Source organism: Pseudomonas sp. P129 (assembly GCF_020312195.1).
Classification (GTDB): Bacteria; Pseudomonadota; Gammaproteobacteria; order Pseudomonadales; family Pseudomonadaceae; genus Aquipseudomonas; species Aquipseudomonas fragariae.
Genome location: NZ_JAGPYS010000006.1, coordinates 168227 through 192498 on the forward strand (window position 1 = coordinate 168227; position 24272 = coordinate 192498).

Here is a 24272-nt window from a genome sequence, read left to right on the forward strand (position 1 = left end):
GTTAATTGGCACCGTGCAGCCGGACGAACCTATTAACGACCGGATAAGTTCGTGACCACCCCGCGCAGCCGAGCCGTTCACTCGCGCTGCGGGGGAAAGCGCAGGCACACCTGAGCGGGCCCGCAGGAATGAGGATAAAGCTATGCTAGGCGTGGGAATTTTCCAGGCAGTCGCCCTTCAAAAGATGCGCCACACAGACAACACGAATCAAACCACTGAAATTCTTTACGCCCCCGTACCGCAAGTGAACCTCCCGATCAATGTAGGACAGTACCGCATTGACAGAGCACTCATTGGAACTGGCGATACCTGAAAGAATGTTCCAGTACACGTTCTCCAGACGCAGGCACGTAGCCAGACCGTTAAGCCGAACGGATTTGGAGTGTGGTTGCGCCAGCGTCATATTGAAATCCTCGACAAAGGGGTCATGGCGTATTTCCACCTCCCGATGCAGCAACTTAAGCTCTCGCTCAGCACTTCGTAACATCATAACCGTCACCTTCGAATCATTGAGTTTTAAACACCAAAAGAAATATTCAAAAACAAATAAATGTCCCGATGTATAAAACATGATTGGCGTTTTTATAGCCAGAAGCCCCTACACTTTGTCACTGTAGGAGATGGCTACAGGAAACAGCGGAATAGCGTTATTAACCTTGAAGGAGCCGCCAATAAAAGCGAGGAGAACTGCAGCACAACGCGCGACTGCAGGGCCTTGAATTGCCGGAGCGATTGCGCAATGAAGGCAGGTACCGGAAGTACCAGATACGGCGGGGGATCAACAGTTCAGGAGCGGGACGGGTGGCACTTGAAGCCACTCGTCCCTGGCCGTTACTTCGACTCGAGCATCGAGCGCAACATCCAGGCCGTTTTCTCATGCACCTGCATGCGTTGCGTCAGCAGATCAGCTGTCGGCTCGTCACTCACCTTGTCCAGAAGAGGAAAGATACTACGAGCGGTACGGACAACAGCCTCTTGACCCTGCACCAGACTTTTGATCATATCTTCAGCGCTTGGTACGCCTTCTTCTTCCTTGATGGAAGACAGGCGCGCATACGTCGAATAAGTACCCGGCGCCGGAAAGCCCAGAGCACGAATACGCTCGGCGATGGAATCAACCGCCAGTGCCAGTTCGTTATACTGTTCTTCAAACATCAAATGCAGCGTGCGAAACATCGGCCCGCTGACATTCCAGTGAAAGTTGTGAGTCTTGAGGTAAAGCACATAAGTATCCGACAGCAGATGCGACAGACCGTCCACGATCGATTTGCGATCCTCTTCACTGATACCGATATCGATTGCCATGTTTCATGCCCTTTTGGTGAGGATTGAAAAGCAGTAAAGACCGCTACTCTATCAAGAGAACCCGAATGGCGCAGCTTTCCGTTGGTACGACGCTGGCTGCTGGCAGCGACTCACGCCAATGCCACGGCGATTCCTGCGTGTTCGCAGCGGGCTGCCAGGAGCAGAAAATTGAAGAATAATCAGCAAAATCCGCCAGAGCGCTCTGTTTCAGCATGTGCAGAGGTACTAAAGGACAACGTGATGCCAGGGACGGACAGGCACCCGCACCATTATCGATTGCTGATTTGAGTAGGATCAGGCTTTGCTGTTAAATACACGGCGTGTCGCCAACGAGTTGTCATTCAGCGCTGGCACATAGGCCGGCCCAGCGTTCGTGCATCACGCCTCATCTTGTTCAGAAGCGTACCGGACGTTACCAGCTATTTCTTGTAATCCTTCTTGCATGTGAGCTTTTTAAAATGTTGAAAATCGTCCATCTGGTAACGGGAGCAGCAGCCCTGTTGCTCTCTTTCATACCTAGCCTGCGTAGTGAAGCGGCATCTCTCTACCTGCAAAATCCTGACGCGATCTGCCTGGCTTTTCTAGGGCTGCTTAACCTGATACTCGCTCCGGTCATTCCTTACTGGAATCGAGGCCCGCGTCATAATCTGCAAAATCTGGTCAGTGCACTGCTTGTCATTGCGGTAATCGTACAAACGCTAACCTTGCTTGTTCCTCTACCCGGCATCGCAGGTCAACCCGCCATTCTGGTGAGCCTGGCTGTCGCCATCGCAGCCGTCGCCTTGCACCTGGGCGTCAGCTTTTACAGGTCTTACACGCCCTCGTCCGCGCCGCAAAGCCACGACATGGGGAATCGTGATACTGGCACCGTAAAGTGGTTCAACACCTCCAAGGGCTTCGGCTTCATCTCCCGGGATTCCGGCGACGATATTTTTGTGCATTTTCGTGCCATTCGCGGTGAGGGTCATCGCGTACTGGTCGAGGGGCAACGCGTCGAATTTTCCGTGATGAACCGCGACAAAGGCCTGCAGGCCGAAGATGTCATTGCAGCCCTGCCCCGCCGCTGATTGTTTCAAGCAACAAAAAACCGCGACCTCCTGACGGAAGTCGCGGTTTTTTTATGCCAGCCGATCAATAGTGAGGTGGCGGCGCATCTTCCTCGAAGGTCTCGAACTGACTGCCCATTTCCTCCTGACGCTTGAGCATCGCCGCCATCTGCAGTTGCAGATGATCAAGCTCGCGCCGCTGCTTTACCAGCACGTCATTGAGCGCCTGGATCGTATCGTCCTGAAAGGCCATACGGCTTTCAAGCTCCATGACTCGCTCTTCAAGGCTCATGATTGCTCCTCCTCAAATCGGAAATCATTTGTCAGTACCGGCTTCAGTTGCTGGCGGATTGCCGAGAACTGTTCGTCAGTATAAGCGATGGCAGCCTGCTTGCCCCACACGGGCGCAGGCCAGGCGGCATCGTCACGCTTGCGCACGATGACGTGCATATGCAGCTGGCTCACCACGTTCCCCAAGGCGGCAACGTTGATTTTATCCGCATCGAAGAGCTCGTTCAGCACCCTGGACAGTGCAGTCGTCTCCTGCCACAACTGCACCTGATCTGCAGCGCTCAGCTGAAAGACTTCAGTGATCTCAGCCCGACGCGGCACCAGAATGAACCATGGGTAGTGACTGTCGTTGGAGAGCAGTAACCGGCACAACGGAAAGTCGCCAATCGGCAGGGTGTCTTGTTGAAGACGGGAATCCAGAACGAACACGATAAAAAGCTCCTGACTGCCAGGTAAATGCACCTGCCCTGCCTGTGGCAGGGTGCTGCGATAGGCAGGCAGGATACTAGGCTTCGCGTGAGGCTTCACCTATGCACCAGAATGCACCCACCACAACGGTCGCCGCACCAATTTGACGCCACTGAATGACGGCAGATCCCGCTGCAAACAGCCACACGTTGAACCAGTGCCTTACAATTGCCTGCCTGACGTACATGAAAATGAAACATCCACTGCCTCACCATGACCGCCACCAGAGCAATGCTCCAGGTTCAGGCGAATCCGATAAGGACTGCACCAAAATCACACACTGCTGTTGCGACAGCAACAAAGCGGATTCGTTTTCTACTCAACGTGAGCCGATACCGGTAACGTTTTGGGCAATCAGGGCAGCGTTCATCCTTGGCGAGGAAAAGCCACAGGTATTTTTAAAAAATAAAAATGGCTAACAAAAACATGTAGATAGAGCAAAAATGCGATCCTGATTCTGATTTTTCACAAAATTTTTTCATTTTCGGAAACTTTGTGCACGCTTGTTGCTTTATCACCCATATGATCAAGGCACCCCTGGCGGAAAACAGGGGTGGCAGAATCAAGGGAAACAAGGCTTGCGACCCTGAGGGACGCTGTGACGGACCGCACTTTGATCAATCAGACAAGGTGCAGAATGCCACTACAGGCTAGCTCGGCTGCGCGTCGTAAAGATTCTGAAAGGATAAGGCTGTAGCTATAGCAACCCAAGTCAGCGTGATATAGATTCCGCCGACAAAAATAGAAAGAGCCGCCCAGATAAAAAAACAGGTGGGACGGCAGACAAATCTTCTAAAAACCAAAGGAGCAATCACGATGAGAGTGATGAAGTGGAGCGCAATCGCACTGGCCGTTACGGCAGCCAGCGCCCAAATGGCAACAGCCGCACCTTTCGTCAGCGATCAGGCTGATGCCAAGGGCTTTGTGGAAGGCAGCACGCTTGACCTGAAGTTGCGCAATTACTATTACAACCGTGACAAGAAAAACAACCCTGCTCCAGGCGGTCGCAGTGACAAAGACTGGACCCAAGGCATCTGGGCCAACTTCAGTACCGGCTACACTCAAGGCACCATCGGTGTAGGCGTTGAGGCATTCGGCTATGGAGGCCTCAGGCTTTGGGGTCTCGACAAATACTCAGGCTCTGGAAACCTGGTCACTGACGCCAATGGTGATAACGAGGCTACGCAGGGCAAGCTGGGCGGCGCTGTAAAATTCCGCGTATCGAAGACTGAATTGAAAATCGGCGACATGCAGCCTACCAGTCCAGTATTTGCGGTTGGCGGATCACGCCTGCTACCTCAAACCGCTAGCGGTCTAAGCCTGCAAAGCAGTGAGATTGCAGGTCTTGATCTTGAAGCAGGACACTTCTACTCGGGCACAAGCCAGGATGACACGAGTCACGACGGCAGCATCTGGGCAACTTACGCAAACGGCTTCAACGGCCTGAAAGCCAGCAGTGCAGATTTTGTTGGCGGCAAGTACGCAGTGACCGATGGTTTGGGCGTGGCTTTCTATGCAGCCAAACTCGAAGACATCTGGGATCAGTACTACGGTAACGTGAACTATGCATTGCCTTTGGGGAATGATCAGTCACTGGCTTTCGACGTCAACCTGTACCGCACCCTTGACGAAGGCAGCGCTAAAGCTGGGTCGATTAACAACACCACTTACTCGGCGTCGGCGGCTTATTCGTTCCTGGCAGCGCATACCATTACCGTTGCGTACCAGAAAGTCGACGGCGATACGCCGTTCGACTATATCGGTATAGGCGACAACAATCGTGGCGGCGACTCTATTTTCCTGGCCAACTCCGTTCAGTACTCTGACTTCAACGGCCCAGGCGAGAAATCGTGGCAAGTGCGCTACGACCTGAACATGACGCCTTACGGCGTTCCTGGCCTGAGCTTCATGACACGCTACCTCAACGGTGACAACATTGATGGCACCAAAGTAGACGCGTCCAGTGCCTATGCCAACATGTATGGAGCTGACGGCAAGCACCACGAAACCAACCTTGAAGCCAAATACGTTGTACAGACTGGCCCGGCCAAAGACCTGTCCTTCCGTATGCGTCAGGCATGGCACCGTGGTAACGATGCCCAGGCAGATGGCGACGTCAACGAGTTCCGCCTGATCGTCGATTACCCGATCTCGATCCTGTAATCACCGCTCAGCACTCGTTAATAGAAGAAGCCCGGCACATGCCGGGCTTTTTCATGCCCCCAAGAAAGCACTCCAACGCCACATGCAAGCCAGCCCCGCCCTGTACGCGACCTGCACAGCGCCGTACAATGCCAGGTCATTTCCTGTCTCAGCAACCGACAACGGCCAACCATGCGCACCAGTCAATTTTTGCTCGCCACACAGAAAGAAACCCCTTCCGATGCGGTCGTGGTCAGCCATCAGCTGATGCTGCGCGCCGGCATGATTCGCAAGCTGGCCTCCGGCCTCTACACCTGGCTGCCGATGGGCCTGCGCGTACTGCGCAAGGTCGAAGCCATCGTTCGTGAAGAAATGGACGCCGCAGGCGCACTCGAAATTCTGATGCCCGGCATTCAACCCGCAGAACTGTGGCAGGAATCCGGACGCTGGGAGCAGTATGGCCCGGAGCTGATGCGTCTGGTCGACCGCCACAACCGTGAGTTCTGCCTGGGCCCGACCCACGAAGAAGTCATCACCGATCTGGCACGCAATGAGCTCAACAGCTATAAACAGCTGCCGATCAACCTGTACCAGATCCAGACCAAATTCCGTGACGAGATCCGCCCACGCTTCGGCCTGATGCGTGGACGCGAGTTCGTCATGAAAGACGCCTACTCGTTCCATGCCGATCACGAATCGTTGCAGGTCACCTACGACCGCATGCATCTGGCGTACAGCAACATCTTCACCCGACTGGGCCTGAAGTTTCGCCCGGTCGAAGCGGATAACGGCTCGATTGGTGGCGCAGGCTCGCACGAATTCCACGTACTGGCCGAATCCGGCGAAGACGATATCGTGTTCAGCGACGGCTCCGATTACGCAGCCAACATCGAAAAGGCCGAGGCGATTCCTCGCGAGAAGACGCGCCCTGCCGCGACCGAAGAGTTGCGTCTGATCGACACGCCGAACACCAAGACCATCGCCCAACTGGTCGAAGGTTTCGGTCTGCCAATCGAGAAAACCGTCAAGACCCTGGTGGTGCGTGCTGCCGAAGAAGGCAAGCTGATCGCCCTGATCATCCGCGGCGATCACGAGCTCAATGAAATCAAGGCCAGTCAGCTGGAACAGGTCGCCAATCCGCTGGTCATGGCGTCCGAAGCCGAACTGCGCGACGCCATCGGCGCAGGCGCGGGCTCACTGGGCCCATTGAACCTGCCACTGCCGTGCATCATCGACCGCTCTGTCGAGCTGATGAGCGACTTCAGCGTCGGTGCCAACATCGACGACAAACACTATTTCGGCGTCAACTGGGAGCGCGATCTGCCGGTTCCGACCGTTGCCGACCTGCGCAACGTGGTTGCGGGCGACCCAAGCCCGGACGGCAAGGGCACGCTGGAAATCAAGCGCGGCATCGAAGTGGGTCACATCTTCCAGCTGGGCACCAAGTACAGCGAAGCGATGAAGTGCCAGGTGCTGGGTGAAAACGGCAAGCCGGTCAATCTGGCGATGGGTTGCTACGGCATCGGTGTTTCCCGAGTGGTTGCCGCTGCCATCGAACAGAACAGCGACGAAAACGGCATCATCTGGAACGACACCCTCGCGCCGTTCCAGATTGCGCTGGTCCCGCTGCGCTACGAGACGGACGCCGTTCGTGAAGCGACGGACAAACTCTACGCCGACCTGACGGCTGCCGGTTTTGAAGTACTGCTCGACGACCGCGACAAGAAGACCAGCCCGGGCATCAAGTTCGCCGACATGGAACTGATCGGTATCCCGCACCGTATCGTGGTCAGTGACCGAGGCCTGGCCGAAGGTAATCTGGAATACAAGAGCCGTACCGAATCGCAACCGCAAGCCATTGCGGTCGCGGACGTGCTGTCGTTCATCCAGGGCAAAGTGAACCGCTGAGTCAACGTGCGCACCTGCTCGCAGGTGCGCCGCTCTTCACTCGCCCAATCCGCATCAGAGATCCCATGCTCAAACGAAGCACCCTAAGCCTCGGCAGCGCCGTTCTGTGCGGCTCATTTCTCGTCGGCGGCTGTGCCAACCAGCTCTCTCAGCGCAGCGAGCACGAGGAGCGAGTCGAACGCAAACTGCTCGAACACACCCTGCAAGTCGATATCGGCGAACCCAAGACACTGGAGTTGCCGCAACGCCGCGTGCGGATTCACGAGCACAAATCGTTCGAGGTCACCGACTTTGAAGTCACCCGCCACTATGACCGCTATACGCCTTACCAACCGTGGCGGGAGGTCTACGAGATCCCCCTCGGCGCAGTCGCTGTTGTCGCAGGTGTCGGGGCTAACGTGGTCAACGTGTTTGCGCTGGGTAATCTGCCGGAAAGCATGACCAAGGACTGGATTCACTATGGCGTGGCAGGTCTGAACCCGTTCATGAACGCCCCGTCCCACGGTCGCGCCGAGCAGAATCTGGCGAGCATCGACGAAGTTCAGAAGGACAAGCGGATCGAGAACTCCACCCTGCCCTGGAATGAACGCCCGGTGATGGTCAAGGCTGGCAATGAAACTCACGAAATGAGCACCGACCGCAACGGCATCCTGCGCCTGAACCTGCTGGACAGTCCGTTTGCCGAACAGGACCTGAGCCGCATAACGCGCATTTATATCAATGTCGAAGACGATCAGGACAGCGCGCACACGAGCGCCAGTTTGCCAATCAGCCATTCGCTACGCGGCAAGTTGCTGGAGGCGCACGCCCTGATCTACGACGACCTTGAAGATGATGAGGTCAGCCAGTGGGTGCATCGCGTCAAACGTCTTTCTGACATGGGACTGGAAGAAGAAGCCAGCGAGCTGGAACAGAACCTGATCGAACTGACGCGCAACGACCCGCAACTGCAGGGTGAATTTCTCAAGTCGCTCGCCAGAGACGCTGGCCGCCTGGTCGCCGTTCCTGCCCAGAGCCAGTAAAAAAAGCCCGCAACATGAAAGGCCGCGGCGTTTAACCGCGGCCAGTCATTGTCGAGAGAACAATTCCAGTTGCTCATGGGCTGCACGCAGGTCGTGCAGGCGCACGCCTATGCCCAGCAACCTGACCGGCTTGCCACCGCGGGCGAACGCCTGAGCCAGCAACTGTTCATAACTGCCCAGATCCCTTCCGGCTCCGGACTGCTCCAGAGTCGTCTGCGTAAAGTCATGAAACTTCACCTTGACGAACGGCTTGCCGGGCCGGTACTGCCCTTCCATTCTGGCCATCCGGCCACTCAAGGTTTCCAGCAGGTCGGGCAGCTTTTCCAGGCAGGCCGCCAGATCAGGCAGATCCGTGTCGTAGGTATTTTCAACGCTGACTGACTGACGTCGGCTGTCATTCTGCACCGGTCGGTCATCAATGCCGTGCGCCAGACTCCAGAGGCGCTCACCGAAGCTGCCGAATTCCCGGACCAGCGCGAGCTTGCTGCGGCTTCGCAGGTCGGCGCAGTCGACGATACCCAGCCGGCCGAGTTTGTCTGCGGTGACTTTGCCTACGCCATGAAGCTTGGTGACCGGCAAGGAAGCGACGAATTCCTCGACCTGATCCGGCGTAATGACGAATAACCCGTTGGGCTTTTTCCAATCGCTGGCGATCTTGGCGAGAAACTTGTTGGGCGCAACGCCCGCCGACACGGTGATGTGCAACTGATTCGAGACCCGACGACGGATGTCCTGCGCGATGCGCGTGGCGCTGCCGGAAAAGTGCCCGGCCTCGGACACATCCAGAAAGGCCTCATCCAGAGACAGCGGCTCTATCAGGTCGGTGTAATCGCGAAAGATCGTGTGGATTTCCCGCGATGCTTCTTTATAGGCATCCATGCGCGGCTTGACGATGGTCAGGTCCGGGCAGAGCTTGAGCGCATGCCGGGACGACATGGCCGAACGCACGCCATAGGCGCGCGCCTCGTAATTACAGGTCGCAATCACCCCGCGCCGCTCCGCAGAGCCGCCTACCGCCAACGGTTTGCCGGCGAGGTCGGGCTCGTCACGCATTTCAATGGCTGCATAAAAGCAGTCACAGTCGATGTGGATGATTTTGCGCTGCGTCATGACCTGATGGGATTTTGCAATCAATGGCCGGGCAGTATCTCATTCGTGCCGCCAAGTAACATCCAATGATGCGAAAGGCCGCCACGAAAAGTAGTCAAAAGCCCATCACGCATGACCGAAACAGCTGCAAAGCCCCGTCATGCAAGCGCCGATGCCGTGCAGATCGATCATTTGGATCCGCTAAGCGTTTGAAGAAAAAGCACTTTTTTAAAACTAACCATTGACACCTTGTCATCTCTCTGTAGAATGCCGCCACACAGACGCGGGATGGAGCAGTCTGGTAGCTCGTCGGGCTCATAACCCGAAGGTCGTCGGTTCAAATCCGGCTCCCGCAACCAAACATCAGAAAAGGCTACTCGAAAGAGTGGCCTTTTTTGTGCGTGCCTGAAAAGCCCTCTTCTCAAGCCCTGACCTGCACGCCGCCGTGGCCCTCTGCCTTGGCTATAGAGCGTGCACAATGTGCACAATCTGCTATTCATTTGCATGCTTTGCGGATTAAGGGTTGACACTTCAGCGTTCGGCTGTAGAATGCCGCCACACAGACGCGGGATGGAGCAGTCTGGTAGCTCGTCGGGCTCATAACCCGAAGGTCGTCGGTTCAAATCCGGCTCCCGCAACCAAACATCAAGAAAGGCTACTCGAAAGAGTGGCCTTTTTTGTTTCCGGTAAAAAAGTAGCGCGGGCAACGGCTAACTGTCTGACAAAAAAGACTATTTCCAAAGCCCTTTGAAACCCTATCATCACATCTGTAACGTAATGCGTGCATTTACGACAGTTTTTGCGTGCGCTGCCGATAGGTGTTACTAAGCTGAATCACGACTGAACCGTAGCTGAACAGCATCACCCGGCTCGATTCGCCATTCGCTCGTTAGACGTTGACGCGCTAACATCCTGAAATATTTTCTGCGTAGGGATTGGTAACTTGGCTGCATACCTCCATCCTGTCGCGCACGATCCAAGGAGTGATTGATGCGCGACAACATGTCCGATTCCAATGAAACCATTGATGCAGAGCAACCCGTCAGCCCACCGCGCCATAACTGGCGGGAGCTGCTGAGCAAATACCGACAGCCCATCGGGCTGGCGGTGATGCTGCTGTTGTTCAGCCTGGCCCTTATAGCCTGCCGCCACATGCTGGTCGAAATGGACTGGTATGCGCTGCACGACTCGCTGTTCGCAGTCCCCCTGCCCGCCCTGGGCGGTGCGCTGCTCGCGGCAATCGTCGGCTATATCATTCTGATGGGCTATGAACTGTCCGCCAGTCGATACGCCAATGTCGACCTGCCTATCAAGACGCTGCTTCTCGGCGGCTTCACCTCATTTGCCATCGGCAATGCGGTCGGCCTGTCGATGCTGTCCGGTGGCTCGGTGCGCTACAGGCTTTATTCACGCCATGGCGTAGGCGCAATTGAAATCGCCCGCATGACCGTGTTCGCCAGCCTGTCACTGGGCTGTGCGCTGCCGCCGCTGGCTGCACTGGCCACGCTGAGCAACCTGTCAGGCGCGTCACTGGCCCTCAAGCTTCCCGTCGACGTGCTGGCTGTAGTCGCTACAGCGGTGTTGATCGGCAGCCTGCTGCTGGCGGTGTTAATCTACCGTCGACGCCTGCCGGAACAGGACATCCCGCACAATATTCTGGTTCGTCTCGGTCGTCGCACCTTGCGCCTGCCGGATTTGAAGCTGACGCTGATTCAGCTGGTGATCACCGCGCTGGACGTCGCCGCCGCAGCGATGGTGCTGTACCTGCTGCTGCCGCATGCGCCGCCGCTGGGTGCATTCATCCTTATCTACCTGCTGGCGCTCGCTGCTGGCGTGCTCAGCCATGTGCCTGGTGGCGTCGGCGTGTTCGAGGCGATTCTGCTCGCAGCCTTTGCCAACGAACTGGGTGCCGCGCCGCTCGCCGCTGCACTGCTGCTGTACCGCCTGATCTACGTGATCCTGCCGCTGCTGCTGGCCTGCCTTACCCTGCTGTTCACCGAGGCTCAGCGCCTGCTGCCGACCAGGCAGGCCATGCGCGTCGCCTCAGGACTGGCGGCACCGATTCTGGCACTACTGGTTTTCTTGTCGGGGGTGGTGCTGCTCTTCTCTGGTGCCACCCCTGAAATCGATACCCGTCTGGAAAACGTCGGCTTCATGATCCCGCATCGACTGATCGATGCGTCGCACTTTGGAGCCAGTCTGGTGGGCGTGCTGTGCCTGCTGCTCGCCCAGGGCCTGCGTCGCCGGCTGTCGGCTGCCTGGATGCTGACCTCTATCCTGCTGCTGGTAGGTGCAGTGCTGTCGATACTCAAGGGCTTCGACTGGGAAGAAGCCAGCATGCTGCTGCTGACCGCCTGCCTGCTGCTGACCTTCCGCCGTTCGTTCTACCGTCCAAGCCGCCTGCTGGAGCTGCCGTTCTCGCCGGTCTACCTGATTGCCAGCATCTGCGTGGTCGGTGCCTCGATCTGGCTGCTGCTGTTCGCCTATCAGGACGTGCCCTACAGTCACCAGTTGTGGTGGCAGTTCACCCTCGATGCAGACGCCCCGCGCGGCCTGCGTTCGGCGCTCGGCAGCGCCGTGCTGCTGGTAGTGGTTTCGCTGACCTGGTTACTGCGTACTGCCAGACCGGTCATCAAGCTGCCCGACGCCGCAGATCTGGACAAGGCGGCCGAGATCCTCAAGGCCTCCAAACAGCCCGATGGCGGCCTGGTGCTCACCGGCGACAAGGCGATCCTGTTCCATCCGGCCGGCAATGCGTTCCTGATGTACTCGCATCGCGGCCGCAGTCTGGTAGCACTTTACGACCCGATCGGCCCCACACAACAGCGTGCCGAGCTGATCTGGCAGTTCCGCGACCTGTGCGACGTGCACCATGCGCGCCCGGTGTTCTATCAGGTACGTGCAGAAAACCTGCCGTTCTACATGGACATCGGTCTCACGGCCATCAAGCTGGGTGAAGAAGCGCGCGTCGACCTGCATCGCTTCGACATCGACGCCAAGGGCAAGGAGATGAAAGACCTGCGTTACACCTGGAACCGGGGTGGCCGCGACGGTCTTTCGCTGGAGATCTACGAACCGGGCCAGGCGCCGATCGACGAGCTGAAAGTGATTTCCGACGCCTGGCTGACGGGCAAGAATGTCCGCGAAAAAGGCTTTTCGCTGGGCCGTTTCAGCACTGAGTACCTGAAGTACTTCCGCATTGCCATCGTGCACTTCCAGGGCAAGCCGGTTGCGTTCTCCAACCTGCTGGAAACCACCAGCCCGGAACTGGCCAGCCTGGACCTGATGCGCTCCCACCCGGATGCACCCAAGCTGACCATGGAATTCATGATGGTCGGCCTGATTCTGCATTACAAAGCCCAGGGCTACGCGCGCTTCAGCCTGGGCATGGTGCCTTTGTCGGGTCTGCAGCCACGACGTGGCGCACCCATCACCCAGCGTCTGGGTTCGATGATCTTCCGCCGTGGCGAACAGCTGTACAACTTCCAGGGGCTGCGTCGCTTCAAGGACAAGTTCCAGCCCGATTGGGAACCTCGTTATATGGCCGTGCCTGCCGGACTCGATCCGCTCGTGGCACTGGCTGACACCGCCGCCCTGATTGCGGGCGGCCTGACTGGATTGGTGAAACGCTGATGATTCGACGCTCCTGGCGCCTTTTGCTCGCAGCTCTGGTAATTGTTCTTTTAATCGTGGCGCTGGGAGTCTGGGTCTGGACCCGCCCCGCTCCGCCCGCATCACTGGAACACTCGAACCTTGACGGGGGCGCGCCGCTGACCAGCGTAACGCCGGCCACCAGCATCAAGACCCGTATCGCACTGGCCGTCACCGCTGAAGACATGCTGAGCGACAAGCAATTGCTGGCGATCAGCAAGGATGCGTCGGCACGCATCATTCAGGTGGTGCTGCCCAAGGACGACTGCGTCCTGCAACAGAAGACCTTTCAGGACGCTCTGACGAAGCTCGACGGCCCGGCAAAGGTCGTCGGTGGCATAGGCCCGGGCGCAACCCTGGCCTGGCGCTGGCTGGCCGGGCAGACCGATGACCAGGCGCAGGCCATTTCCGTAGGTTTTGCGCTCGAGCACGTGTCTAATCCGCCGCCCGTTGTGGAGGAGGACGAAAAGCCGCCGCAGATCTGCGACGTGCCGCTGCCGCAGAAGGCTGCGCACGGTCACTGGCTGGCCGCCTGGAACGACGCGCCGGATGATCCGAGCGCAGCGTTCGTGCGCGATCAGAGCAACGCCGACACCAGCATCAGCGACTACGACATCCCGTTGCCTCAGGTGCTCAATACCGAACTTCGTCATCTGTTGCTCGGCGAGAATGACAGTGGCGGACTGGGTATACCGACGGTCGAAGTTCCGGCCAGCCAGCCTTCCGACACCGTGACGCTGTTCATGTCCGGTGACGGCGGATGGCGCGACCTGGACAAGGTCGTGGCCGGCGACATGGCCAAGATGGGCTACCCGGTGGTGGGCATCGACGTACTGCGCTACTACTGGGAACACAAGACACCGGAACAGACCGCCGTCGACCTCACCGACCTGATGAACCACTACCGTCAGAAGTGGGGCACCAAGCGCTTCATTCTGGCGGGCTACTCGTTCGGTGCTGACGTCATGCCGGCTATCTACAATCGCCTGGCCGCAGACGATCAGAATCGGGTCGACGCGATCATTCTGCTGGCCTTCGCGCGCACTGGCAGCTTCGAGATTCACGTCGACGGCTGGCTTGGCAACGCAGGCAAGGAAGCCACCACCGGACAGGAAATGGCCAAGCTGCCAGCCGCCAAGGTGTTCTGCGTTTACGGCGTCGAAGAGAAGAAAGACAGCGGTTGCACTGACACCACCGCCGTCGGCGAAGCGGTTCAGTTGCCAGGCGGTCATCACTTCGATGAGGACTATCCGGCGCTGGCCAAACGTCTGATCGACGCGATCAACAAGCGTCAGGGCAAGACTGCCGCTCAGTAACGCCACAGTCTGCGACAAAAAAATCCCGGCACCGTGAGGTGGCCGGGATTTTTTTATCTGCGCTGCCGGACAACCCGGCTAACGCTTACATCTCCACTTGCGTACCCAACTCGATCACCCGGTTGAACGGCAGCTTGAAGAAGCGCAGGTTGCCGTTGGCGTTCTTGAGCATGAAGGCGAACAACGCTTCACGCCAGCGAGCCATGCCATCCATCTTGGACGGGATCACGGTCTCGCGGCTGAGGAAGTACGTGGTGCGCATCGGACTGAAGTCCAGCTCCGGCAAGTGACACAAGGCCAGCGCAGCCGGTACGTCAGGCTCATCGATAAAGCCGAAGTGCAGGATCACCCGATAGAAACCTTCGCCATAGGATTCGACTTCGAAGCGCTGAGCGGACGGCACACGCGGCGAATCTTCATATACCACGGTCAACAGCACCACTTGCTCGTGCAACACCTGGTTGTGCAGCATGTTATGCAACAGCGCATGGGGTACGGCATCCGAACGTGCAGTCAGGAACACTGCCGTGCCCTGTACCCGGTGCGGCGGCTGGACGCGAATGCTGCCGATGAAGATCGGCAATGGCAGGCCGCCCTCGTCGATTCGCTCCGCGAGCAACTGCTTGCCGCGCTTCCAGGTGGTCATGAGGATAAACAACACCGCGCCCGCCAGTACCGGGAAGGCCCCGCCCTGGAAGATCTTCGGCACGTTGGCCGCGAAGAACAGACCGTCCACCAGCAGCAGGCAGATCAGCAACGGAACAGCCAGCAATGGCGGCCATTTCCAGAGCATCAGCATGACCGTCGACACCAGAATGGTGGTGCAGAGCATGGTTCCGGTCACCGCGACGCCGTAGGCAGACGCCAGCGCGCCAGACGATTCGAAGCCGATCACCAGCAGAATGACACCCGCCATCAGCGCCCAGTTGACGGCACCAATGTAGATCTGGCCTTGCGCGTCGCTGGAGGTGTGCTGGATGTGCATGCGCGGAATGTAGCCCAGCTGGATCGCCTGCAGCGTCATCGAGAAGGCGCCGGAGATCACCGCTTGCGAGGCAATGATGGTCGCCATCGTCGACAGGCCGATCAGGGGCAGCAGCGCCCAGCCCGGCGCCAGCAGGTAGAACGGGTTACGAACCGTTTCAGGATTGCCCAGCACCAGCGCACCCTGACCGAAATAGTTGAGCAGCAGCGCAGGCAGCACAAGGATGAACCACGCGCGTGAAATCGGCTTGCGACCGAAGTGGCCCATGTCGGCATACAGCGCTTCGGCACCGGTCAGGGCAAGCACCACAGCCCCCAGAATGGCCACACCAATGCCCGGATGGATAATGAAGAAATTCACGCCCCATGCCGGGTTGACCGCTTTCAGCACTTCCGGCGACTGCATGATGCCGTAGACCCCCAGCGCACCGAGCACCAGAAACCAGGTCACCATGACCGGGCCGAACAGCACACCGATACGCGCGGTGCCATGACGCTGAATCAGAAACAGCCCCACCAGCACAATCAGCGCCATGGGCACGATCCAGTGATCGAGGCCATCGAACGCCAGCTCCAGCCCTTCCATCGCCGACAACACCGAAACCGCCGGGGTGATCATGCTGTCACCGTAGAACAATGCGGCGCCGAACAGGCCGAATACCACCATCATCATTTGCAGCCGGGGATGCTTGGCCGAAGCGCGCCGCGCCAGGGCCATCAGCGCCATGATGCCGCCCTCACCCTGGTTATCGGCACGCAGGACGAACGCCATGTACTTGAACGAAACCACCCAGATCAGCGACCAGAAGATCAGCGACAGCACGCCGAGAATCGCGTCATGGGTCACGTCCACACCGTAACCACCCTGAAACACCTCCTTGAGGGTGTACAGCGGACTGGTGCCAATGTCGCCGTAAACCACCCCTACCGCGGCGATCAGCAGCCCGATGGGCTTGGCAGCGCCTCCGGCCTCCGCATGACTGTTTGCTTGACTCATCCACTACTCCCGGAAACCAGACATGAGGTTCAACACTGAGAACATCACAAGGCGTAACAATTCAGATTCAGCCAGACATTGACATGCCTCGGCGCGATGGCGCGAAGCATAACGCAGCACTCGTCGTAATTCTTGGTGAAACGCAGATCGTCGCAACGATCCGACCTGCCACCACGCCTTGATCACTGCCTGTTGAAGGCGTTTTTCGAGGCAGCGTTTCTCATGGAACGACAAAAATATCGGCCGGTCATTAGTTAAGCCTGCCGCATCAGGGGTCTTCAAGAACCGCACCGACGCCCGGGCCCCCTGATTACCTCTGACCGAGATGCTCTGATGACCACACAAAACCTGACTGTCCAGCCTTTACCCTTCCAGCCCTCATTTGAAGTCGTTCCGGATGATGAAGCGCAGACCAGCAAAGAGCTGGTCGAAGCCATGCACTCCATCCTCGAGACCACTTATCAAGATACAGGGCACGCCATTCGCAGTGTGCATGCCAAGGCTCACGGCTTGCTTCACGGGCAGATTCAAGTGTACGGCGACCTGCCCGAGCCTTTGGCCCAGGGTGCCTTCGCCAGGCCCGGCAACTTCCCGGTTGTCATGAGATTCTCGACCAATCCGGGCGACATTCTCGACGACAAGGTATCAACGCCTCGAGGCCTGGCCATCAAACTGGTCGGCGTCGAAGGCCCGCGCTTGCCCGGCAGCGCAGAGGCAACCACCCAGGACTTTGTCATGCAAAACGCCAAGGCGTTTACTGCCAAGGACCCCAAAGCGTTCTTGAAGACCCTGAAGTTGCTGGCCAAGACCACCGACAAGGCGCCGAGCATGAAACGCGCGCTGTCTGCCGTCCTGCGCGGCATCGAGTCGGTGATCGAGTCTGCCGGGGGCGAAAGTGGCACGCTGAGAAGTCTCGGCGGGCACCCGATGACCCACATCCTGGGCGAGACGTTCTACACCGTCGTACCGTTTCTGTACGGCCCCTACTACGCCAAACTCAGTGTCGTGCCGGTCTGCGCCGAATTGATTGCACTGACCGACAAGGCTGTGGACCTGAAAGACAACCCGGACGGTCTGCGCGAAGCAGTCAAAGCGTTCTTTCTTGAACACGATGCCAGCTGGGAAGTGCGCGTCCAGTTGGCCACGGACCTGGAGAAAATGCCGATCGAGGACGCCTCGGCGATCTGGCCGGAAGACCTCAGTCCTTACGTAACCGTGGCTCGAATCGATGTGCCCCGCCAGTCATCGTGGTCGGAGCAAAACGTCCAGGAAATCGACGAAGCCATGGCATTCAGCCCGTGGCATGGCCTTGAGGCGCATCGTCCATTGGGCGGCGTCATGCGCGTGCGCAAACCGGCCTATGAACACTCGGCGGGCTTTCGCAGCCAGCACAACGGCTGCCCGATGCATGAACCGCGGCGCTGAGAGCATGTGACAGCCAGTCCAGGCCTGCGCAGTCGGGCCTGGACTTCATTCAAACTGTCACTGCCGCCCTTTGCAACATCGGCTATTTCCCTCAATACACTGCGTGTGCCGGCGTTACTGCCGGTCGTGATGCGATCGGCTCGTCAAGCGCTGGCCCTGGCTGCGTCTCGCGTACGTCGTAATTCTCATGCAAACGCTGGTCATCCTGCCCACTCGCCGCTAGAATTGCGCACTTTTTGATCAGAGGCGCAGCAAGCGCCCAGTCAGCGCCTGCGCTTCGCGTCCGGGCGCCCTTCACGCCGAGGTTTGCCATGTCCACCGTCACCACGCCGTCCGCCCCCAAGGTTGGATTCGTTTCACTGGGTTGCCCAAAGGCACTCGTTGACTCTGAACGCATCCTGACCCAGCTGCGCATGGAAGGTTACGAAGTCGTTGCGACCTACGAGGACGCCGACGTGGTGGTGGTCAACACCTGTGGCTTCATCGATACGGCCAAGGCCGAGTCGCTGGAAGTGATCGGCGAAGCCATCAAGGAAAACGGCAAGGTCATCGTGACCGGCTGCATGGGCGTCGATGCGAGTGTCATTCGCAATGTGCATCCGAGCGTGCTGTCGGTGACCGGCCCGCAGCAGTACGAGCAGGTGGTCAACGCGGTGCATGATGTCGTGCCGCCCCGCCAGGATCACAATCCGTTGATCGACCTGGTGCCGCCACAAGGCGTCAAACTGACTCCGCGCCACTACGCGTATCTGAAAATTTCCGAAGGCTGCAACCACAGTTGCAGCTTCTGCATCATCCCGTCGATGCGCGGCAAGCTGGTCAGCCGCCCGGTGGGTGATGTACTGGACGAAGCCAAGCGCCTGGTCAAATCCGGCGTAAAGGAACTGCTGGTCATTTCCCAGGACACCAGCGCCTATGGCGTTGACGTCAAATACCGCACCGGTTTCTGGGACGGTCAGCCGGTCAAAACCCGCATGACCGAGCTGTGCCAGGCGCTGGGCTCGATGGGTGTCTGGGTGCGCCTGCACTATGTCTACCCGTACCCGCACGTCGACGAACTGATCCCGTTGATGGCCGCGGGCAAGATCCTGCCGTACCTGGACATCCCGTTCCAGCACGCCAGCCCGAAAATCCTCAAGCTGATGAAACGTCCGGCCTTCGAAGACAAGACCCTGGCGCGCATCAAGAACTGGCGTGAGCAGTGCCCGGACCTGATCATCCGTTCGACCTTCATTGTCGGCTTTCCCGGTGAAACCGAAGAAGACTTCCAGTACCTGCTGGACTGGCTGACCGAAGCGCAGCTGGACCGGGTTGGCTGCTTCCAGTACTCGCCGGTTGAAGGCGCGCCCGCCAATCTGCTGGACGCGGCCATCGTGCCGGACGACGTCAAGCAGGATCGCTGGGATCGCTTCATGGCTCATCAGCAGGCAATCAGCGCTGCGCGCCTGCAGATGAAGATCGGCAAGGAAATCGAAGTGCTGATCGACGAAGTCGACGATCGGGGTGCCGTGGGCCGCTGCTTCTTCGACGCCCCGGAAATCGACGGCAACGTGTTCATCGGCCTGGAAGACGGCAGCACCGTTCAGCCCGGCGACAAGATCATGTGCCGAGTGACCGATGCCGACGAATACGACCTGTGGGCCGAGATGCTCTAAGCGCTCTCCCTGGTCGCAAGCGAAAGCCCTGCCCTTTAACCGGCAGGGCTTTTTCGTCTCTGGCTGTTGTCTATCCTGGACCGGCTTAAAGGAGGACGCGATATGCAGCTATACACACCGGATACCCATGATTACCCGGAATTGACCGAGGTATGGGAACGCTCGGTGCGCTCGACCCATGACTTTCTGCCAGACGCCTACATCACCCGGCTCAAGGGGCTGCTGCCGCAGTATCTGGGCAGTGTGACCCTGTTCTGTACAAGGGATGAGCAGCTCAACATCACCGGCTTTGCGGGTGCACACAAGGACAGTCTGGATATTCTGTTCATCGACCCGGACCATCGCGGCCAGAAGCTGGGCACGCAGTTGCTGACTCATGCAATCGAGCAGTTCAATATCCGCGAGCTGGACGTCAACGAGCAGAATACGCAGGCATTGGGGTTTTACCGCAGGCATGGTTTCGAGGTTGTCAGCCGCTCTGAAATCGATGGTCTGGGCCAGCCTTACCCCATGCTCAGAATGCGCCTGATCAGTCGTAACTGACACCGATTGCAGCGCAAATGCAATGTTGCCGCGATTAACCGTCGCCGGGCGGTTACAATGGCGACTTTATTTTAGCAAACGGCTTTTTTGTCATGACAGACCCCATTCGCCTTTCCAAACGCCTTATCGAGCTGGTCGGTTGCTCCCGCCGGGAGGCCGAACTGTTTATCGAGGGTGGCTGGGTCACTGTGGACGGCGAGGTCATCGAAGAGCCGCACTTCAAGGTCACCACCCAGAAAATCGAGCTCAGCCCGGATGCCAAGGCCGACTCTCCGGAGCCTGTGACGATCATCCTGCACAAACCCGCCTCGGCAAGCGCCGAAGAGGCTTTGCAGATGATCACGCCGGGCACGCTCTCCGTAGAGCATAGCTACAGCAAGCGTCCGCTCAAGGGCCATTTCATGCGCCTTGAGGCGATTTCAAGCCTGCAGGCCAACGCCAGCGGCTTGATGGTATTCAGCCAGGACTGGAAAATCCTGCGCAAGCTCACCGATGACCGCAGCAAGATCGAGCAGGAATACGTGGTGGAAATCTCGGGCGAGATGGTTGCTCACGGCCTCAATCGGCTGAACCACGGCCTGACCTACAAAGGCAAGGAGCTGCCAGCCGTGAAAGCCAGCTGGCAGAACGAGAACCGCCTGCGCTTTGCAATGAAAAATCCGCAGCCCGGCATCATCGCCCTGCTGTGCGAGGCCGTCGGCCTGAAGATCGTCGCCATCCGCCGCATCCGCATCGGCGGCGTGTCCATGGGCAAACTGCCCGAGGGCCAGTGGCGCTACATGACGGCCAAGGAAAAATTCTGACCCTCGCGCCACCCACCTTATTACAGCGCGCATGCGCACCGTCATGCGCTGCCCTACGACTTATCAGGAAACACGCCTCATGATGAACAACGATGTACTGCGCAGCGTGCGCTACATGCTCGATATCAGCGACAGCAAGATTGTCGAGATCACCGCACTGACCGGTTTTGAAGTGTCGAAGAGCGATGTCATCGCCTTCATGAAAAAAGAGGAAGAAGAAGGCTACCTGGATTGCAGCGATGAAATCATGGCGCACTTCCTCGATGGCCTGGTCTACTTCAAGCGTGGCAAGGACGACAGCCGTCCGCCACAGGCGATCGATTTGCCGATCACCAACAATATCGTCCTGAAAAAACTGCGCGTGGCGTTCGAACTGAAAGAAGACGACATGCACGCCATCCTCAAATCAGTCGACTTCCCGGTTTCCAAACCAGAACTGAGCGCCCTGTTCCGCAAGGTCGGACACACCAACTACCGCGCCTGTGGCGATCAACTGCTGCGCAATTTCCTCAAGGGCCTGACCCTGCGCGTGCGTGGCTGAATCGGTCCCGATGAGCTACAACGTCTCCCCTGTCGGCTTCGTGCGCTCCTGCTTCAAGGAGAAGTTCGCCATCCCGCGCCAGCCACAGCTGGCACCGGCGGCACGCGGCGTGCTGGAGCTGGTGGCACCGTTCGATCAGGGTGAAGCGGTTCAGGGGCTGGAACAGGTCAGTCACGTCTGGCTGCTGTTTCTGTTCCACCTGACGCTGGAAGACAAGCCACGCCTGAAGGTGCGCCCGCCGCGCCTGGGTGGCAACCAGTCGATGGGCGTGTTCGCTACCCGCGCAACCCATCGCCCCAATGGCATCGGCCAGTCGGTGGTCAAGCTGGACAAGGTCGAGCCCGGGCGACTCTGGCTGTCCGGCATCGACCTGCTGGATGGCACGCCGGTGCTGGACATCAAGCCCTATGTGCCCTACGCCGACGCAATCGCCGACGCGACCAACCACATCGCCAGTGCTGCGCCAGACCTGATACCGGTGCGCTGGCAGGAGGCCGCGCTGCAACAGGCTCGTGAACACGCGTTGCGCCTGAACGAGCCGCTGGTCGAACTGATCGAGCAGTGCCTGGCCCAGGACCCGCGCCCGGCCTATCAGCTGCCCACGCCGGAACGTCGCTATGGTGCTCAGTTCTGGGATCTGGACGTGCGCTGGCACTACCCGCAGGCCGGCGTGATTTGCGTGCTTGAAGTGCAGCTCGCCTGAGGCTGCTGCTGATCTGAACTGATCGGGGCAACAAATCCCGCGCAACAAAAACCCGCCTGATCCACTCAAGGACGAGGCGGGTCTTGTGCAGGCGGCTTACTTCTCGACGAATGCACGCTCGATCAGATAGTCGCCCGGCTCACGCATACGCGGCGAAACGGTCAGGCCGAAGCTGTTGAGCACTTCGCTGGTCTCGTCGAGCATGCTCGGGCTGCCGCACAACATGGCACGGTCGTCCTGCGGGTTGATCGGCGGCAGGCCGATGTCGCTGAACAGCTTGCCACTGCGCATCAGGTCGGTCAGACGACCTTCGTTCTCGAAAGGCTCGCGGGTGACCGTCGGGTAGTAGATGAGTTTGTCACGCAGCGCTTCACCGAAGAATTCATTCTGCGGCAGGTGCTCGGTGATGAATTCGCGATAGGCGACTTCGTTCACGTAACGCACGCCGTGGCAGAGGATGACCTTCTCGAAACGCTCGTAGGTTTCGGGATCCTGGATGACACTCATGAACGGCGCAAGGCCGGTACCGGTGCTCAGCAGGTAAAGATGCTTGCCTGGCTTGAGATCGTCCAGCACCAGCGTACCCGTAGGCTTCTTGCTGATGATGATCTCGTCGCCTTCCTTGAGGTGCTGCAACTGGGAAGTCAGCGGGCCGTCAGGCACCTTGATACTGAAGAACTCCAGATGCTCTTCCCAGTTCGGGCTGGCAATCGAATAGGCGCGCATGAGCGGACGACCGTTTGGCTGCTGCAGACCGATCATTACGAACTGACCGTTCTCGAAACGCAAACCAGGGTCGCGGGTGCACTTGAAACTGAAGAGGGTGTCGTTCCAGTGGTGGACGCTGAGGACACGCTCGTGGTTCATGTTGCTCATGTACGTGAGGACTCCTGAAAAAATAGTGCGCGCAGAAGCACTGCGCTATTGCGCGACATTCTAGTGGCAGACACAATATCTGTTAAATGAATTATCAAGATATAGGTTATCGGTTATATAGATATGCGATTTACTCTCCGTCAGCTCCAGGTATTTGTGGCCGTCGCCCGGCAGGAAAGCGTCTCCAAGGCCGCAGTGCTGCTTTCGCTTTCGCAGTCGGCTGCCAGCACCTCCATCACCGAGCTGGAGCGCCAATCGAGCTGCCAGCTGTTTGACCGTGCCGGCAAGCGCCTCAGCCTCAACGCCACCGGCAGACAATTGCTGCCCCAAGCCGTCGCGCTGCTCGATCAGGCCAAGGAAATCGAAGACCTGCTCAACGGTAAATCAGGCTTCGGTTCACTGGCGGTCGGGGCGACGCTGACGATCGGCAATTACCTGGCGACCCTGCTGATCGGCGGCTACATGCAGCGCCATCCGGAAAGCCAGGTCAAGCTACATGTCCAGAACACGGCGCATATCGTGCAACAGGTTGCGCACTACGAGATCGATCTGGGCCTCATCGAAGGCGATTGCAGCCACCCGGACATCGAAGTGCAATCCTGGGTCGAAGACGAACTTGTGGTGTTCTGCGCCCCGCAGCATCCGCTGGCCAAGCGCGCCCAGGTAACCCTGGAAGAGCTGACCCATGAAGCCTGGATACTTCGGGAACAGGGCTCAGGCACACGCCTGACGTTCGATCAGGCGATGCGTCATCACCGTAACGGGCTGAATGTCCGACTGGAGCTTGAGCACACCGAAGCCATCAAACGCGCAGTCGAATCCGGGCTGGGCATTGGCTGCATTTCCAGACTGGCGCTGCGTGATGCCTTTCGTCGCGGCAATCTGGTCGAACTGGCTACGCCCGAGCTGGACCTGGCCAGGCAGTTCTACTTCATCTGGCACAAACAGAAATACCAGACCTCGGCCATGCGCGAGTTTCTCGAACTGTGCCGCGCGTTCACCGCCGGGGTGCAGCGCAGCGACGAGATCGTGCTGCCCAGCCTGTATTGACGATCTGTACCAAAGGCGTCAGCCCAGCAGAATGATCGCCCACACCAGGCCGATCATGCTCAGGGCGATGAACTGGGCAGCACTGCCCATGTCCTTGGCGTTCTTGGACAGCGGGTGCAGGTCCAGCGAGATGCGGTCAATGGCCGCCTCTACGGCCGAATTGAGCAGCTCCACGATCAGCGCCAGCAGGCACACGGCAACCAGCAGGGCATGCTCGCCCTTGCTGACGTGCAGGAAAAACGACAGCGGGACCAGGACCACGTTGAGCAGTACCAACTGGCGGAAAGCCGCTTCACCTTTGAAGGCTGCGCACAAACCGTCCAGTGAATAACCCGCGGCATTAAGAATACGTTTCAGACCGGTTTGGCCTTTGAAGGGCGACATAGAGAGGCTGCTGTGTAAAAAAGATGAGGAAAGCTAAGGCAATAAAGGTCAAAAAAGCGTGAATGCTCGCAAC

The 24272-nt window shown here is 58.4% G+C and carries 20 protein-coding genes, 2 tRNA genes and 1 pseudogene; 15 read left to right on the forward strand and 8 right to left on the reverse strand.

Annotated features, from left to right (window positions below):
- Positions 1 to 145: 145 nt before the first annotated feature.
- Positions 146 to 490, reverse strand: coding sequence for a ribbon-helix-helix domain-containing protein (locus KBY02_RS16250; protein WP_024641891.1), 345 nt, complete (start codon positions 488 to 490; stop codon positions 146 to 148).
- 341 nt (positions 491 to 831) lie between these two features.
- On the reverse strand, positions 832 to 1305 hold the full coding sequence (locus KBY02_RS16255; RefSeq protein ID WP_003314356.1) for a Dps family protein: 474 nt from the start codon (positions 1303 to 1305) through the stop codon (positions 832 to 834).
- Between the two features lie 458 nt (positions 1306 to 1763).
- On the opposite strand from KBY02_RS16255, the gene KBY02_RS26270 reads away from it, so the two are divergent.
- Positions 1764 to 2372: a cold-shock protein gene (locus KBY02_RS26270; RefSeq protein ID WP_004406145.1), complete on the forward strand. Its 609-nt coding sequence runs from the start codon at positions 1764 to 1766 to the stop codon at positions 2370 to 2372.
- A gap of 64 nt (positions 2373 to 2436) precedes the next feature.
- Here the strand turns inward: KBY02_RS26270 and KBY02_RS16265 are convergent, their stop codons facing one another.
- The gene (locus KBY02_RS16265) at positions 2437 to 2643 is read right to left on the reverse strand and encodes a SlyX family protein (protein WP_003364741.1); all 207 of its coding nucleotides are present in this window, start codon (positions 2641 to 2643) and stop codon (positions 2437 to 2439) included.
- Entirely contained in the window at positions 2640 to 3071 is a 432-nt protein-coding gene (locus KBY02_RS16270) for an HIT domain-containing protein (protein WP_004406157.1), read from the reverse strand. The genes KBY02_RS16265 and KBY02_RS16270 overlap by 4 nt, the downstream gene beginning before the upstream one ends.
- A gap of 855 nt (positions 3072 to 3926) precedes the next feature.
- Here KBY02_RS16270 and KBY02_RS16275 point away from each other — a divergent pair.
- The 3 genes from KBY02_RS16275 to KBY02_RS16285 all read left to right on the forward strand — a co-directional run bounded on the left by KBY02_RS16275 (position 3927) and on the right by KBY02_RS16285 (position 8182).
- Positions 3927 to 5273 carry an OprD family porin gene (locus tag KBY02_RS16275; RefSeq protein ID WP_024639923.1) on the forward strand — a complete coding sequence of 449 codons (1347 nt, stop codon included), beginning with the start codon at positions 3927 to 3929 and terminating at the stop codon, positions 5271 to 5273.
- A 171-nt stretch (positions 5274 to 5444) separates the two neighbouring features.
- Positions 5445 to 7160, forward strand: coding sequence for a proline--tRNA ligase (locus KBY02_RS16280; RefSeq protein WP_004406161.1), 1716 nt, complete (start codon positions 5445 to 5447; stop codon positions 7158 to 7160).
- Between the two features lie 65 nt (positions 7161 to 7225).
- Positions 7226 to 8182, forward strand: coding sequence for a lipoprotein (locus tag KBY02_RS16285; protein ID WP_003390980.1), 957 nt, complete (start codon positions 7226 to 7228; stop codon positions 8180 to 8182).
- 45 nt (positions 8183 to 8227) lie between these two features.
- On the opposite strand, the gene dinB is transcribed toward KBY02_RS16285, so the two are convergent.
- A complete protein-coding gene (gene dinB / locus KBY02_RS16290; protein ID WP_004406165.1) occupies positions 8228 to 9292 on the reverse strand; it encodes a DNA polymerase IV in 1065 nt (354 codons plus the stop codon).
- Between the two features lie 261 nt (positions 9293 to 9553).
- Here dinB and KBY02_RS16295 point away from each other — a divergent pair.
- From KBY02_RS16295 to KBY02_RS16310, 4 genes and pseudogenes are all read left to right on the forward strand, one after another.
- A tRNA-Met gene (locus KBY02_RS16295) sits at positions 9554 to 9630 on the forward strand.
- 205 nt (positions 9631 to 9835) lie between these two features.
- A tRNA-Met gene (locus KBY02_RS16300) sits at positions 9836 to 9912 on the forward strand.
- 374 nt (positions 9913 to 10286) lie between these two features.
- Positions 10287 to 12904, forward strand: a pseudogene (gene mprF, locus KBY02_RS16305) (bifunctional lysylphosphatidylglycerol flippase/synthetase MprF).
- On the forward strand, positions 12904 to 14238 hold the full coding sequence (locus KBY02_RS16310; protein ID WP_004406171.1) for a virulence factor family protein: 1335 nt from the start codon (positions 12904 to 12906) through the stop codon (positions 14236 to 14238). The pseudogene mprF and the gene KBY02_RS16310 overlap by 1 nt, the downstream one beginning before the upstream one ends.
- Before the next feature lie 85 nt (positions 14239 to 14323).
- Here KBY02_RS16310 and KBY02_RS16315 read toward each other — a convergent pair whose 3' ends face one another.
- A complete protein-coding gene (locus KBY02_RS16315) occupies positions 14324 to 16219 on the reverse strand; it encodes a potassium transporter Kup (protein WP_004406174.1) in 1896 nt (631 codons plus the stop codon).
- A gap of 333 nt (positions 16220 to 16552) precedes the next feature.
- Here KBY02_RS16315 and KBY02_RS16320 point away from each other — a divergent pair, with 333 nt between their 5' ends.
- The 6 genes from KBY02_RS16320 (at position 16553) to tsaA (ending at position 21889) form a co-directional block, all read left to right on the forward strand.
- Positions 16553 to 17644, forward strand: coding sequence for a catalase family protein (locus tag KBY02_RS16320; protein WP_024659891.1), 1092 nt, complete (start codon positions 16553 to 16555; stop codon positions 17642 to 17644).
- Positions 17645 to 17955: 311 nt separating this feature from the next.
- Entirely contained in the window at positions 17956 to 19299 is a 1344-nt protein-coding gene (gene rimO / locus KBY02_RS16325) for a 30S ribosomal protein S12 methylthiotransferase RimO (protein ID WP_003415573.1), read from the forward strand.
- Between the two features lie 102 nt (positions 19300 to 19401).
- Positions 19402 to 19842: a GNAT family N-acetyltransferase gene (locus KBY02_RS16330; protein ID WP_024643239.1), complete on the forward strand. Its 441-nt coding sequence runs from the start codon at positions 19402 to 19404 to the stop codon at positions 19840 to 19842.
- 92 nt (positions 19843 to 19934) lie between these two features.
- The gene (locus KBY02_RS16335; RefSeq protein ID WP_104683843.1) at positions 19935 to 20645 is read left to right on the forward strand and encodes an rRNA pseudouridine synthase; all 711 of its coding nucleotides are present in this window, start codon (positions 19935 to 19937) and stop codon (positions 20643 to 20645) included.
- A 79-nt stretch (positions 20646 to 20724) separates the two neighbouring features.
- On the forward strand, positions 20725 to 21186 hold the full coding sequence (locus KBY02_RS16340; RefSeq protein ID WP_003409371.1) for a DUF1456 family protein: 462 nt from the start codon (positions 20725 to 20727) through the stop codon (positions 21184 to 21186).
- A 10-nt stretch (positions 21187 to 21196) separates the two neighbouring features.
- On the forward strand, positions 21197 to 21889 hold the full coding sequence (tsaA, locus tag KBY02_RS16345; RefSeq protein WP_104683841.1) for a tRNA (N6-threonylcarbamoyladenosine(37)-N6)-methyltransferase TrmO: 693 nt from the start codon (positions 21197 to 21199) through the stop codon (positions 21887 to 21889).
- A gap of 96 nt (positions 21890 to 21985) precedes the next feature.
- On the opposite strand, the gene fpr is transcribed toward tsaA, so the two are convergent.
- Positions 21986 to 22765 (reverse strand): ferredoxin-NADP reductase, encoded by a 780-nt coding sequence (gene fpr / locus KBY02_RS16350; RefSeq protein ID WP_002554680.1) that lies wholly within the window; start codon positions 22763 to 22765, stop codon positions 21986 to 21988.
- Between the two features lie 123 nt (positions 22766 to 22888).
- Here fpr and KBY02_RS16355 point away from each other — a divergent pair, with 123 nt between their 5' ends.
- A complete protein-coding gene (locus KBY02_RS16355) occupies positions 22889 to 23815 on the forward strand; it encodes a LysR family transcriptional regulator (protein ID WP_003339525.1) in 927 nt (308 codons plus the stop codon).
- Between the two features lie 18 nt (positions 23816 to 23833).
- Here KBY02_RS16355 and KBY02_RS16360 read toward each other — a convergent pair whose 3' ends face one another.
- Positions 23834 to 24199, reverse strand: coding sequence for a diacylglycerol kinase (locus KBY02_RS16360; protein ID WP_003364775.1), 366 nt, complete (start codon positions 24197 to 24199; stop codon positions 23834 to 23836).
- Positions 24200 to 24272: the final 73 nt, after the last annotated feature.